Here is a 14044-nt window from a genome sequence, read left to right on the forward strand (position 1 = left end):
TGCCGCACGCCACCCCGCCCCGCTAGTCGGTCGTGCGCCGGCGCCCGCGTCCGGCCAACCGGTCTTCGTTGCCGTCACGGCACCCACGTTGCCCTCTGTCTGTTGTGCCGGCCTGGCGGGCAGATCGGCCAGCACGCCGCCTCGCCCGCCCGCATTCACTGGCGATCCGATGTGCTCGTCGTGGGTCCTCGGACCTCTCGCCGCCGTGTTGGCCTTGCTAGCTCAGCTCTGCCGCCTGTCGGCTCGGCTTAGCTGTCTGCTGGCTTGTCAGCTTGGCCCGGCTCAGCCGCCGTGGCGAGCTCGCTACTCCTTCCTCCCTCTTTCCCTCCTCATCTTCTTCGCCCTGTGCGGCCGTCGATGCGGCATCGCTCCCGCGGTCGCGTCTGAGCGTGGGCCGGGATACTGGTCCGCCGCCGCATGTTGGCTTTGTGGGCTTGGCCTGGCTCGGCTGTCTGCCAGCTCTATCGGTTCGGCTCGATCGTCTTTCGGCTCTGTCAGCTCAGCCGCCGTGCCAAACCCACTTCTCCCCTCACCTCCATCGCGTCATCTGGCTGTCGATGCGTCATCGCCAGCCGTCGCGCGAAGCGCGCGGCGGATCGCTGGCTAGTCAACTCCTGGCCAGCCCGACCGGTCGGCCGTCGCAGCCTTTGTAGACGCCGCCTCTGCATGACGCCGGTGGGGAGCGTCCGGCGTATCGGCCGGCTGTCCCTGCTTCACCCGTCCGCCGCGGCTGCCGCACACTCTCCTTCTTGTCGATTCAGCGACCGGTTGTCCCCAGTTCGGCCATCTCATCGATCGACCAGCGCGCCACCGAGATGACCATTCTTTGTCCACAGTTCGGCGCAAATCGGGGTTATCCACAAACAGAAATCACGCCCGCCAATCCCGGCAATTCGGTGGAACTCTTTCCGTGCGCCTGAAGCGGTCAGGCGCACGCCCGGCCGGCAGCCGGTGCCTCCGAAGGAGACGTCATGCCAACAGACACAGAAGATGCGCGCCAACAAGTCCTCCAACAGACCCGCAAGCGCCGGTTCAAGTCGGCGCTTTCCGGCGAGGAGGGGATGGCCACTGCCGAGTACGCCATCGGCACCATCGCGGCGGCAAGCCTCGGCATGGTGCTGATGAAAGTCGTCACGAGCGACGACATTCACAAGATGATCCTCAGCATCATCAAGTCGGCGCTCAATCTGGCAAGTTAGAAAGGGGTGGGCAAATCAGATGTTCAGCAGTCGCCTGAAGCGCCGCCGTGCTCCGCCCGCCACCGCGCAACGCGGAATGGTCACCGCCGAGACAGCGATCTCGATGACTTCTCTCGTCGTCGTACTGCTCGCCATGTTGTGGGTGGTCACGCTCGTCGGTTGGCAAGCCCGTTGCATGGACGCCGCGCGAGACGCAGCACGCGCAATGGCGCGCGGCGAGTCGGCGGCATCCAGCAGATCCGAAGCGAGCCGAAGCGCACCTCCCGGTGCACGCATCCAGATCGACGTCGTTGGGGATCTCGCTATCGCGACCGTCGGCCTTCAAGCCCGTCCGCCCTGGCCGATCCTCTCCGCTCTGCCCGCCGTGTCACTCGAGAGCAGAGCCGTCGTCGTGGTCGAGCCGCCGACAGACGAGGAGCCCGCGCCTCCGCCCCGACCGCCGGCGCCGCCATGAAGGACTCCGAACGTGGGAGCGGCACCATCTGGACGATCGCCATTGCCTGCATACTCGTCATCGCCACCTGCCTGATCGCGAACCTGACCCTCGTGATGTCCGCCGAACGTCGCGCAGGCGTCGCCGCCGACCTGGCCGCGCTGTCCGCTGTCGCATCCGACTGCGGACGTGCGGCAACGATCGCGACCGCCCACCGAGCGCGGCTCGTCAGCTGCCGGACGCTTGACCAACCCGGCTACGGCACCACAGTCGAGGTGACGGCAGAGGTACGCACGAAGCCGATCTTCGGCCACGTCTTCGTACTCAAGTCGCGTGCACGCGCGGGCAGAAGCAGCCCGCCGGCGGTCGAGTACGACCTCCCACTCTGATCAGAGCCACAGAAATCCAGGTGAACAAGCCTCCCGCATGCTTCCTGACCAGCCGGCCCGCGTCATCGAGACGGGTCGAGCGGGCCGGCGGCCGCCGGATGAGGGTCTAGCGCTGATCCTCATCCGGCACGGCCGGCGGCGTCGTCCCCACCTGCGCGGGAGCAGTAGCCGCACGCCCGGACTCCGGCTCGCCCTGGTCGCGGGCGGCCCGTCCACCTTCGATCGCCGGAGGCTCACCAGCCGCACCGGGCGATGGCTCCACCTCGGCGGCATGCTCGGAGCCGGACGGCTCGGCGACGGCCGCGGGCTCCGGCTGAGTGGCGGGCGGCGCGCTCGTCGGCTGCGCCTTGCTCCGCAACGTCTCGAGCTCCTGTCGCCGGCGCCGCCAGTGCTTGAACCCGACAACGACGAGCTGCAATCCGCCTATCAGCGCGATCGCAAGCCCGAACCCGAACAGGAAGAACCCGGAGGTGGTCGTCTCCACCCGCAAGCTACCGATCTCGACCGCCGTCTGCTGGCCGCCGCCGATCACCATGCCCGCGGTCGCCGCCGCGGCGAGGCCGACGAGAACCAAACCGAGGATGATCATGGCAAGCCTCATTTCTTCCGCTGTACGCCCGGCTAGCGGATCGTCGTCACCATGTACTCATTCCCCGCCCGCTGGGCGCACTCCAAATGATGTTCAGCAAACTGTGCCGCGATCCGGGTGTTCTGTCTGCCGATCCGGCTTTGTGGCCAGCCCGCACAACACGCCTTCGCGGACGGCGCGCCCGCGCCGCGCCGGGTCGGCAGAGCCACTCACGTCGTTCCGATGCTCCCGCCCTACGACCCGTCCGTCGACCCAGCGCGCCGGCCCGCAGGCGTCCGTACCGCCGGCGCCCAATCCATCACGGATCCACCTACGCGAACGGCTCGGCCTCGGCATTGAGCACCCACGCCCCAACCCCTCAAACCCCGGTATGACTTCCAACGTCAAACCCTGGGCCGATGCCTCCCCACCCCCACCGAGACAGAGTTGCCCCATGACCACCCCAACGCCCTTGACCACAACCGAGAAGCCCCGCTCAGGCCTCCACGCCGGCACTCTGATCGGGCGCGCCCGCCAGCAGCACGTCCAGCAGGCGGATCGCGCCATCCTTGTCGAGCGGGTTGTTCCCGTTGCCGCACTTCGGCGACTGCACACACGACGGGCACCCATCGACACACTCGCAGGCCGCGATCGCAGCCCGCGTGGCCCGTAACCACTCAGCTGCCCGCGCATAGCCTCGCTCGGCGAAGCCCGCGCCACCGGGATGCCCGTCGTAGACAAAGACCGTCACCCGGCCGGTGTCGGCGTGCCGAGCCGTCGATACACCACCGATGTCCCAGCGGTCGCATGTCGCGAACAACGGCAAGAGTCCGATCGACGCATGCTCGGCCGCGTGAGCCGCTCCTGGAACCGAGGCCTCGTCCAGGCCGGCTGCCGCGACCTGCGCGTCGTCGACGGTCCACCACACCGCCTTCGTTTCCAGCGAACGAGAAGGGAGGTCCAACGGAACCTCGTCCATCACCTTGCCAGTGGCCACCGCGCGCCGAAGGTAGCCCACCACCTGCCCGGTCACCCCGACCGTGCCGAAAGAGAGGGTCGCATCGCCCCAGTCCTGAGTACGGTCCACCTCGAGCACCCGGATCGAGGTGACCTCACGAGCGGTCGTCGTGAAATCGGGCGTCGCCGACTGTACGAACGCCACGCAAACGTCCAGGTCGAGCCGGTCGACGATGTACGTCCTGCCCTGGTGCAGATAGACAGCGCCGTCGTGCACCGCCGTGTGCGACGCAGAGGGGTCGACCGTGCCGAGGAGCCGGCCCGTACCGACCTCGACCACGCGCACCTGGCGCCCACCTATCGAGCGGATGTCGGCCAGTTCGGTGGCCCGGTCGCGCCGGGTCCAGAACCAGCCGTGTGCCCGCCTGCGTAACAGCCCGCGTTTGGTGAGCGCCTCGACCGCGGCGGGCGCAGCCGGTCCGAACAGCTCGACGTCGGCGTCGGACAACGGCAGCTCGGCGGCGGCCGCGGCCACGTGCGGCTCGAGGACGTACGGGTTGTCCGGGTCGAGCACGGTCGACTCGACCGGCGGCCCGAACAGCGCTTCGGGGTGCCGTACGAGATAGGTGTCGAGCGGGTCGTCGCGCGCGACGAAGACGGCGAGGGCGCCCTTGCCGTCACGCCCGGCGCGGCCGGCCTGCTGCCAGAGCGAGGCGCGTGTACCCGGATAGCCGGCGATCACGACGGCGTCGAGCCCGGCGATGTCGACGCCGAGCTCGAGGGCGTTCGTAGCGGCAACGGCGAGCAGCCGGCCACGTTGCAGGTCCTGTTCGAGGGCGCGGCGTTCCTCGGCCAGGTAGCCGCCGCGGTAGGTCGCCACCCGATCCGTCAGTTCGGGCGCGGCGGCTGCCAGGTGGTCGCGGGCCTGCAGCGACACGGTCTCGGCGCCCCGCCGTGACCGGATGAACGCGACGGTTCGCGCGCCGTCGGCAACCAGGTCGGCCAGGAGGTCGGCGGTCTCGGACATCGCGCTGCGACGTACCGGCGCGCCGTTCTCACCAGTCCAGTTCGTGAAAGGAGGTTCCCATAGCGCGAAGTCAAGGCCGCCGTGCGGCGAACGGTCCTGGGTGACCGCGGTCATCGGCAGCCCGACCAGCCGCTGCGCCGACACTTCGGGGTCGGAGACCGTTGCCGAGGCGAGTACGAAGACAGGATCGGCGTCGTAGTGCGCGAGGATCCGTCGCAGCCGTCGCAGCACCTGGGCGACGTGCGAGCCGAACACGCCGCGGTAGTGGTGGCACTCGTCGATCACGACGTAGGAGAGTCGTTGGAGGAAGTGCTTCCAGCGCCGATGCCCGGGTAGCAGCGTGCGGTGCAGCATGTCGGGGTTGGTGAGGAGGTACGACGCCTGGGCGCGAGCCCAGTCGCGCTCCTCCCACGTGCTGTCGCCGTCGTAGGTCGTCGCGCGGACGCCGGGGATGTCGAACTCGTGTAACGCGCGCAGCTGGTCGGCGGCGAGTGCCTTGGTCGGCGCGAGATAGAGCGCCGTCGGACTGCCGCGCTTGGTCGCTCGGCCGGTCACGGAGCGGTGTGAGGCGAGCTGGCTGAACAGCGGCAGGAGGTAGCCGAGCGACTTGCCGGACGCCGTGCCCGTCGAGATCACCACGTGCTGCCCGGCGCGTACCAGCTCCGCGGCCGCGACCTGGTGAGACCACGGCGAGCCGATACCGCATGCGGCCAGCCGTTGGACGACGGTGCCGGGAACCCACGCCGGCCAGTCGCAGGTCTCGCCGGTCCGGACGGGGACGTGCTCCACATGCGTGATGCGTTCCGCGCGGCGTCCGGTAGCGGTCAGTCGGCTCAGCAGATCGGACGGCGCCAGGCGTGGACTCGCGGGAGAAGCGACGTCGGTTGCAGCGTTCTGTGACAATGTCGATACAGTGCGCTCACGGGGAACCCGGGCCGCACTGGAGGACATGGCCACAGTGTCCCACTGGGCACCCCCATCGGCGTTCCAATGGCGGGACGTCCGAGGAGTGACCTAGTTAGGGGTCGCACGTGCATCGATTCGCCGACTCGATGATGATGGGATCGGCAAGCCGATGTTCGGTCGGCCTGACATGCTGGAGGAATCAGTGGACCTTTCGCTCTCGAACCGTTCCGAAGGCAACCACATGGTCGTCGAAGTGGGTGGTGAGATCGACGTCTATACCGCGCCAAGGTTGCGGGAGAAGATGGTCGAGCTCGTCAACGCCGGCCACTACAACCTGGTCGTCGACATGGAAGCCGTCGACTTCCTCGACTCCACCGGCCTCGGCGTGCTGGTCGGTGGCCTGAAACGCGTGCGATCGCACGACGGCAGCCTGCAGATCGTGTGTACGCAGGAACGGTTGCTCAAGATCTTTCGGATCACCGGCCTGACCAAGGTGTTCCCGATCCACGACAGCGTTCAGGACGCCGTGGCCGCCTGACGGCCCCGCGACCTGCGCCTGCGCCACACAGCTGCGGGTGGCTCGCCCCAGCTCCCGAGTGGAGCTGCGGGCCGCCCTGCCGCTTGAGCGCTCGCTCCGACGTCTACTTCGCGTGCACCCGCATGCCCACATTCACCGGCGCTGCTGACCAGCGCTGCTTGCTGTCGCCCACACCGCACACGGGCGTTGACTGCCGGTGCGCCGGCGTCGACCGGTGCGCAAGCAGGGCGGTTGGCGTGGGCACGGATCTCGCCGGTGTTGGGCACGGTCGTCGGCCCCACCGCGCGAACGTTGTTCGGCGCTGTCTGCTGGAGGCGGAGGCGCCGCAAGCCAGAGCGTTGGGCACGGTCCTCGACCGCGGTTCGCATGGACCTCTACTGCGCTGCGCTTCCGGGTCTGCTCCCGTGCGGTCGCGCTGTCTCGTCGATGTGCGGTGGCTGGAGCGTCATGCCCCGCCTTGGGACTATCTGGCGTCTCCAGCCTTCGCGGAGTGCCCAACGGCTCATCGGCAAACGGCTGTGGCTGTCTGTGGCCATCAACCGGCGACCCAGGCGGCGTCCCCTCCGCGCTAACGACGGCGGTTGCCAATACTTAATGGGCCGCACGGTCCGGTCTGGTCCGTACCGGTTTGGCTGACGTTTCATGCCCTCCCACCACCAAACGGCTCGTTCTCGGCTCGATCGCCCACTTCCGGCAGCCCGCCAGCCGGGCGGACGCCCGCCGCCGTCCGCCAACCCACCCTCCACAGCCCGGGCAGGAGCGCTCCCACTCACCCAAAACCAGACGAAACCAGCCATCTTCGAGCCCTTCGCGAGCCACTCGCCACCTGCGGTTTGTTAGCGCGCTGTTTCCCCAACAGCACTGTCGCGTTCGGGTGGGTGCACTCGTACCTGCGGCGACGCGCTAGACTCCGGCCCGCCACCGGTTTCCCGCCGGTGGCGTCGTTGTTAGCGTGCTTTCGAGGGGCGGGCCCGCAGACCTACCCAGGCTGTGCCATGGCCGCGCCTCCATGTCGAGGGCTGCTTACGAGGCTCACACAAAGCTCATAAGCCAACCGCGGGGCCACCCAACCGATGCCCCGCCAAGGAGGACGAATGTCCGGGTACGCACTCGCCGCGGCGGGTGACCTAGTCACACTCACCGGTGCCAACATCGGTTACGTCGCGGCGGTGGCGGCTATCGGCGTCGCCGCGCTGGTCATGGCCATCGTCTATCGGGGCGAGGTGCTCGCTGCGCCTCAGGGCACCGACAACATGCAGGAGATCGCCCGCGGCGTGCAGGAAGGTGCCTCGGCGTACCTCAGCCGGCAGTTCCGCACCCTCGGCATCTTCGCCATCGGTGTCTTCGTGCTGCTGTTCGCCCTTCCAGGCGACACCGAGATCCGGATCGGCCGTTCGATCTTCTTCCTCGTCGGTGCGTGCTTCTCCGCGCTGATCGGATACCTCGGCATGTGGCTCGCCGTCCGCGCGAACGTACGCGTGGCCGCCGCCGCTCGCGATACTGGCCGTGACCCGGCCATGAAGATCGCGTTCCGGACGGGTGGCACGGTCGGCATGGCGACGGTCGGTCTCGGCCTGCTGGGTGCCGGCGTCGTGGTGCTGATCTACCGCGGCGACGCCCCCGGCGTGCTGGAGGGCTTCGGCTTCGGTGCCGCTCTGCTGGCCATGTTCATGCGGGTCGGCGGCGGTATCTTCACCAAGGCCGCCGACGTTGGCGCCGACCTCGTGGGCAAGGTCGAGCAGAACATCCCTGAGGACGACCCCCGCAACGCCGCGACGATCGCCGACAACGTGGGCGACAACGTTGGCGACTGCGCCGGCATGGCGGCCGACCTGTTCGAGTCCTACGCCGTGACCCTGGTCGCGGCCCTGATCCTCGGCAAGGCGGCCTTCGGCTCGTTCGGCCTGGTCTTCCCGCTGATCGTCCCGGCGATCGGCGCGCTCACCGCCGTCCTCGGTGTCTACATCACGCGTCCGCGCGCCGGCGAGGGTGGCCTGCGTACGATCAACCGCGCGTTCTACATCTCAGCGGTCTTCTCAGCGGTCCTCTGTGTGGCAGCGGCCTATCTCTACCTGCCCGACAACTTCCAGGGCCTCACCGGCGCGTCCGCCGAGATCGTCGGTGGCGCGGGCGAGCCTGGCCTGCAGGGTGACCCGCGTCTGATCGCTTCGCTCGCCGTGATCCTCGGCATCGTGCTGGCCGCGATCATCCTGACGATGACCGGCTACTTCACCGGTACGGAGCACCGCCCGGTCAAGGACGTCGGCAAGACCAGCCTGACGGGGCCGGCGACGGTCATCCTGTCCGGTTTCGCGATCGGTCTGGAGTCGGCGGTCTACACCGCGCTGGTGATCGGTGGCGCGGTCTACGCCGCGTTCCTGCTCGGCGGCGGTTCGACGGTGCTGGCGCTGTTCTGCATCGCGCTCGCGGGTTGCGGCCTGCTGACCACGGTCGGCGTCATCGTCGCCATGGACACCTTCGGTCCGGTCTCCGACAACGCGCAGGGCATCGCCGAGATGTCCGGCGACGTCGAGGGCGAGTCGGCGCAGATCCTGACCGAGCTCGACGCGGTGGGCAACACCACCAAGGCCGTCACCAAGGGCATCGCGATCGCGACGGCCGTACTCGCCGCGACGGCGCTGTTCGGCTCGTTCACCGACGCGGTGAGCTCGACGCTCAGCGAGCAGGTCCAGAAGCTGCAGGCCGCGGGCGCCGAGGCGCCGAGCAAGCTGGTCCAGCTCTCGTTCGACTACCAGATCATCAGCCCGAACACTCTGGTCGGCCTGCTGATCGGTGCGGCGGTCGTGTTCCTGTTCTCCGGCCTCGCGGTCAACGCCGTCGGCCGGGCAGCGGGCGCGGTCGTCTTCGAGGTCCGCCGCCAGTTCCGCGAGATCCCCGGGATCATGGACGGCAGCGGCAAGCCGGAGTACGGCAAGGTCGTCGACATCTGCACCAGGGACTCGCTCAGTGAGCTGGCTACGCCGGGTCTGCTGGCGGCACTCGCGCCGATCGCGGTCGGCTTCGGCCTGGGCACCGGCGCGCTCGCCGGCTACCTCGCCGGCGCGATCGCGGCAGGCACGCTGATGGCGATCCTGCTGGCGAACTCCGGTGGTGCGTGGGACAACGCCAAGAAGCTCGTCGAGGACGGCAACCACGGCGGCAAGGGCTCCGACGCCCACGAGGCGACGATCATCGGTGACACGGTCGGTGACCCGTTCAAGGACACCGCGGGCCCGGCCATCAACCCGCTGATCAAGGTGATGAACCTCGTCTCGCTGCTGATCGCTCCGGCGGTCGTGCAGATGACGATCACCGAGTCGCCGTGGCGCTACGTCATCGCCGCGGTTGCGGCGGCGGTCATCGTGATCGCGGTCGCGATCTCCAAGCGCCGCTCCATCGTCATCGGCGACGACGCCGACGGCGGTACTCCGGCCGAGACTCCGGACCCGGAGCCGGCCAAGGTTGGCTGAGCCCAGCACGCTATAGCAACGACCGCCGAGGTCCCGGCCAACCGGCCGGGACCTCGGCGTTTCTGCGAGAAGGACTCCGGCGTCCACAGGCTGTGGATCATCAACGCGCCCAGGCCACTGGTTCTCTCTACGATGGTCGCCCGGTGCAAACGAGTTCAGCAGACCCAGCGCGTCAGCGAGCAGCAGAAAAGGAACACATGCGAAGCATTCGCCGAGTCCTACCAGCCGGCCGCCAGGGCCGCAACGCTGACCCGTCGGCGTTCGACGTGAGCTTCGAAAAGTAACGTGGCTCCGGTGTTCGAGCTTTCCGACGGCGAGGTGAAGTTGCTCCGCGAGCGCCTGCTCGCGGCCACGTTCACGGTCGACGGTGTGCGGAAGCGGCTCGGTCCGCTCGCTCACGCCGCACTGCACCGGAACGAGACGTTCCTCGGCCTGCGTGCCACCGACGACAACAGCGCGCTGTCCACGATGATCCGCCTCTGGCTGCTGCAAGCGCCGGTCGACGTCCACAGCGTCGAGGACGCGTTCGGCCGCGACCTGCTGGAGGCGCTGGTCGACCACAAGATCCTGCACCGGTACGGCAACGAAGTGATCGCCCTCGTCGACGTCCGCCCCTACGGCAGCAGCGGCAGCAGCGGCACCGAAAACGCCGACCAGGACCTCTGGCTGATCGCCGACCTCACGCCCGGTATGGACGGCGGCGAGGCCACGGTCCCGGCCGACCACGTACTCGGTCTCAACAGCGCCGCCACCACCCTCGCCCAGCTCACGGTGCGCGACAAGGTCGGCAAGGCGCTCGACCTCGGCACCGGCTGCGGCGTCCAGGCCGTCCACCTCGCCGCGCATGCCGAGACCGTCGTCGGCACTGACATCAACGACCGCGCGCTGGCGATGGCCGCCCTCACCGCGCGGCTCAACAACGTCAAGGTCGAGCTGCGCAACGGCCATCTGTTCGAGCCGGTACGCGACGAGACGTTCGACCTGATCGTCTCCAATCCGCCGTTCGTCATCTCGCCGCGCAGCGAGCTGATCTACCGCGACGGCGGCATGGGCGGCGACGAGCTGGTCCGCCGGTTCGTCACGGAGGCGCCGCGGCATCTCGCCGACAACGGCGTCTGCCAGCTGCTGGCCAACTGGATGCACGTACGCGGTGAGCAGTGGCAGGACCGCCTGCGCGGCTGGCTGCTGCGTTCCGGCTGCGACGCGTGGATCGTGCAGCGCGAGGTGTCCGACCCCGGCGAGTACATCGAGCTGTGGCTGAAGGATGCCGGCCTGCACGGCTCGCCGGTCTACCGCGAGCGCTACGAGGAGTGGCTCGAGTGGTTCGACATGCAGCTCGTCGAGCAGATCGGGTTCGGCTGGATCACCCTGCGCAAGACGTCGGGCAAGCCGGTCGTACGCATCGAGGACTGGCCGCACGCGATCGAGCAGCCGCTCGGCCCCGCGATCGCGCAGTGGTTCGCAGACGTCGACTGGCTGCGAGCCCACGGCGACGACGCGCTGTGGGAGACCAAGCTGGTCGTCGGCGAGAGCATCGAGCAGGAGATGATCGGCGAGCCGGGTGCGCGGCATCCGTCCCGGATCGTGCTGCGGCAGTACCGCGGCCTGCGCCGCGCCGCCACGATGGACACCGCCGAGGCGGGTTTCGTCGGCGCCTGCGACGGCGAGATGACCGTCGGGCAGATCGTGGGTGCGGTGTCCGACCTGCTGACGGAGGACGCCGGCGAGCTGCGCGAACGGCTGCTGCCGCGGGTACGCGAGCTGATCCTGGAGGGCTACCTCCGGGTACCCGATCCCGGCGAGGGCTCGATGGAGCGTCTCCTGCAGGGCTGACCGGCTTTTGTCACACTGAGTTCCATGGAGCGACGCAGGCTGCTGATCGCAGGTACGATCGCCGGGCTCGCCGCGGTGACGGCCTGCCAGCCCGACCCCGATCCGAAAGCGACACCCACGCCGGCGCCCAAATGACCCTCGCGCTCTGCTGGTCCCACGCACACCTACAAGCCGCCGGGCAGGCGGCGCAGCCCGGCCCGGCCACGTCCGGCGTTCGATCCGGCCCGGGCCATGCGGCACGTCGAGCTGCTGGCCGGCGAGATCGGACCCAGAGAGGCCACCTCACCAGCCTTCGGACGGGCCGGCACGTACGTCGAGCAGCGGTTTCGCGAAGCGGGGTTGACGGTTCGGCGGCAGGTGTTCGACCTGCCGGCAGGCGACTCCTGGGGCGTTCGAGTACCGAGCGGCAGGTCGTTCAACGTGATCGCGGTGACGCCGGGGTTCGGCGCGCGGCTTCCGCACGTCGTGGTCGGCGCGCATCTCGACACCGTCCCGCAGGCGCCGGGTGCCGAGGACAACGCCTCGGGTGTCGCTGTCCTGCTGGAGCTGGCCCGGCTGATCGGCCTCACCGAGGACGACCAGCTCCGGGCCGCGCTGATCGCGTTCGGTGCCGAGGAGCCGCGCGGCCAGGGCGACGACCGGCACCACTACGGCTCCAGGGCATACGTCGCGAGGATGAGCAGACGCGAGCGCGCGGCCTGCCGCGAGATGGTCTCGATGGATCGCGTCGGCACCGGAACGAACCCACGCGTCCGGTTCGGCGGAAAGACCAGCTCGATCGGGGTGTCCGGCGAGCCGGTCGCCACCTGGCTGGTCTCGGCCGGCCACGAGGTCGGCGTCGACGTCGCCTTCGAGCCGTCCGACACCAACCGGAGCAGCGACCACTGGTCGTTCCACAAGGGCGGCATCCCGGCCGCGCGGCTCGGCGGCAACCCGTACTCCGCCTACCACAGCGCGGCGGACAAGCCGGCGGTCGTCGACAGCGGCATGCTCGGCGCGACCGGAGCCGTCATGTGGGAGTGGCTCAACGACGCGCCCCACTGACGAAGACCGGCGCGTAGTTCGTCAGCTCGATCCGGTACGGCAGCAGCTCCAGCCGGTCGAGCCGCTCGCCGGTGAACGTGAGCTCGGCGACGTTCCCCTGGTGTACCTGAGGCTCCCAGTCCATGTCGAACACGAAGTTGCCGAGCGAGTGCACGATCGGCCGCCCGCGATGCCGCTCGACCGGCTGCGTCCAGTGCGGATGCCCGCCGACCACGGCGTCCGCGCCCGCGTCGACCAGCGCCCGTCCGACCGTACGCTGGTCGGCCACCGGCCGGTGCGTGTACTGCGCGCCCCAGTGCGGCAGCACGATCGTCACATCGACCTGCGCGGCGAGCGCTCGCACGGCCCGCTGCGCCCGCCGCAGGTCGGCACCCGACAGCGGCCCGGTCCGCGGCGGCATCCGGATCGTCGCGGCTCCCGGCGACCTCGCTCCCGCGGCAGGCGTCTCGCCGATCGCGTTGAACGCGAGGAACCCGAACCGGACGCCGTTCCGCTCCACGATCGCCGGAGTCCAGGCCTGGCCGAGGTTCGCACCGGCACCGACCGGGAGGATGCCCGACTCGCGGACCAGCCGGACGGTCGTGAGCAACGACCGCTCGCCGAAGTCACCGGTGTGGTTGTTGGCGAGCGACAGCACGTCGAATCCGCCGACTTTCGTCAACCCTGTCAGGACTTTCGGGTCGGCGGAGAACGCGTCGTCCTGGGTCGGCCCGCCGAGCCGCGCCAGCGTCGACTCCAGGTTCCCGACGGTGATGTCGGCGCCTGCCAGCTGGCTCGCGGTCGGACGCAGCGGCAGCGCGTAGTCGCCGGTTCGCGCCATCCGCGTACCGACCCGTCGTCCGAACATCAGGTCTCCGACGATGCTGACCGTGACCGTAGGCGGCGGGGGAGTGGTACGAGGCGTGGCCGAGGCAGTCGGGGAGCCAGAGGCAGTCCGGCGGGCTGTCTCACGGCCGGTCTCAACAGAACCAGGCGAGGGCGGCTCCTGGCCGGTGCACCCGGCCAGGAGCGCGGCGAGTGCGGCGACACAAGCCGTACGTACCGCCTGACCCATACCGCCAACCTACGCACCTGCCGCCTGACTTCAAACGGCCGAAAACCCGTTGTCGCGAAATTGCGCCCGCCGGGCCCTAGGTTTCGCCTACCCAACCAGGAACTCGAGTACAGGAGCGTGCGATGAGGCGCCGGCCCCGACGTGAGGACCTGCTCAACCTGCTCTGGCAGGGCAGCGCTGCGTTCAACGCCTGGCGGTTCGACCATCCCAGGGCAGACGTCGACCTGGCCGAAGCCGACCTGTCCGCGTTCGAACTCGACGAGGTACTGCTCGCCGGAGCAGACCTGTCGTTCGTGGACTTCTCCGGTGCGTTCCTGCGGTCCGCGATCTTCTCCGGAGCGAATCTGGCCGACGCGAAGTTCACCGGTGCGGACCTCACCGACGCGAACTTCGGCTACACCGAGCTCATCGACGGCAGGATCGCGTTCACGCCGCTGGGCAAGCGGCTCGTGCACCGCGCGGAAGTGCCTCGGACGGTCTTCACCGGCGCGATCCTCGACCGCACGTCGTTCCGCGAGTGCGACCTCGCCGGCGTCGACTTCCGGGGCTGCGACGTGTCGACGCTCGACCTGCGCCGGAGCAGTCTGGACGGCGCGCTGACCGGCCCGCTCCCCGCGGATCGATAG

11 protein-coding genes are annotated in these 14044 nt (G+C 69.2%); 8 read left to right on the plus strand and 3 right to left on the minus strand.

Annotated elements, in window-relative coordinates; translation table 11 throughout:
• Window positions 1-971 precede the first annotated feature (971 nt).
• The 3 genes from ACYVF6_RS01890 (at window position 972) to ACYVF6_RS01900 (ending at window position 2021) form a co-directional block, all read left to right on the plus strand.
• On the plus strand, window positions 972-1199 hold the full coding sequence (locus tag ACYVF6_RS01890; RefSeq protein WP_460515027.1) for a DUF4244 domain-containing protein: 228 nt from the start codon (window positions 972-974) through the stop codon (window positions 1197-1199).
• A gap of 76 nt (window positions 1200-1275) precedes the next feature.
• Window positions 1276-1653: a TadE family type IV pilus minor pilin gene (locus ACYVF6_RS01895; RefSeq protein ID WP_460515029.1), complete on the plus strand. Its 378-nt coding sequence runs from the start codon at window positions 1276-1278 to the stop codon at window positions 1651-1653.
• On the plus strand, window positions 1650-2021 hold the full coding sequence (locus ACYVF6_RS01900; protein WP_460515031.1) for a flp pilus-assembly TadE/G-like family protein: 372 nt from the start codon (window positions 1650-1652) through the stop codon (window positions 2019-2021). The genes ACYVF6_RS01895 and ACYVF6_RS01900 overlap by 4 nt, the downstream gene beginning before the upstream one ends.
• Window positions 2022-2127: 106 nt before the next feature.
• Here ACYVF6_RS01900 and ACYVF6_RS01905 read toward each other — a convergent pair whose 3' ends face one another.
• Together ACYVF6_RS01905 and ACYVF6_RS01910 are read right to left on the minus strand one after the other, a co-directional pair.
• Entirely contained in the window at window positions 2128-2610 is a 483-nt protein-coding gene (locus ACYVF6_RS01905; RefSeq protein WP_460515033.1) for a hypothetical protein, read from the minus strand.
• Between the two features lie 475 nt (window positions 2611-3085).
• Complete coding sequence (locus ACYVF6_RS01910) at window positions 3086-5428, minus strand: DEAD/DEAH box helicase (RefSeq protein WP_460515182.1); 2343 nt, start codon at window positions 5426-5428, stop codon at window positions 3086-3088.
• Window positions 5429-5681: 253 nt separating this feature from the next.
• Here ACYVF6_RS01910 and ACYVF6_RS01915 point away from each other — a divergent pair, with 253 nt between their 5' ends.
• The 4 genes from ACYVF6_RS01915 to ACYVF6_RS01930 all read left to right on the plus strand — a co-directional run bounded on the left by ACYVF6_RS01915 (window position 5682) and on the right by ACYVF6_RS01930 (window position 12364).
• Window positions 5682-6017 carry an STAS domain-containing protein gene (locus ACYVF6_RS01915; RefSeq protein WP_460515035.1) on the plus strand — a complete coding sequence of 112 codons (336 nt, stop codon included), beginning with the start codon at window positions 5682-5684 and terminating at the stop codon, window positions 6015-6017.
• A gap of 1094 nt (window positions 6018-7111) precedes the next feature.
• Window positions 7112-9487 carry a proton/sodium-translocating pyrophosphatase gene (locus tag ACYVF6_RS01920; RefSeq protein WP_460515036.1) on the plus strand — a complete coding sequence of 792 codons (2376 nt, stop codon included), beginning with the start codon at window positions 7112-7114 and terminating at the stop codon, window positions 9485-9487.
• A gap of 294 nt (window positions 9488-9781) precedes the next feature.
• Window positions 9782-11320 (plus strand): class I SAM-dependent methyltransferase, encoded by a 1539-nt coding sequence (locus tag ACYVF6_RS01925; RefSeq protein ID WP_460515038.1) that lies wholly within the window; start codon window positions 9782-9784, stop codon window positions 11318-11320.
• Between the two features lie 231 nt (window positions 11321-11551).
• On the plus strand, window positions 11552-12364 hold the full coding sequence (locus tag ACYVF6_RS01930; protein ID WP_460515040.1) for a M28 family metallopeptidase: 813 nt from the start codon (window positions 11552-11554) through the stop codon (window positions 12362-12364).
• Here the strand turns inward: ACYVF6_RS01930 and ACYVF6_RS01935 are convergent.
• Window positions 12345-13418 carry a CapA family protein gene (locus ACYVF6_RS01935; RefSeq protein ID WP_460515043.1) on the minus strand — a complete coding sequence of 358 codons (1074 nt, stop codon included), beginning with the start codon at window positions 13416-13418 and terminating at the stop codon, window positions 12345-12347. The genes ACYVF6_RS01930 and ACYVF6_RS01935 overlap by 20 nt on opposite strands.
• Before the next feature lie 122 nt (window positions 13419-13540).
• Between ACYVF6_RS01935 and ACYVF6_RS01940 the strand changes: the two genes are divergently transcribed.
• Window positions 13541-14044 carry a pentapeptide repeat-containing protein gene (locus ACYVF6_RS01940; RefSeq protein ID WP_460515045.1) on the plus strand — a complete coding sequence of 168 codons (504 nt, stop codon included), beginning with the start codon at window positions 13541-13543 and terminating at the stop codon, window positions 14042-14044.

This window comes from Flindersiella endophytica (assembly GCF_054779015.1).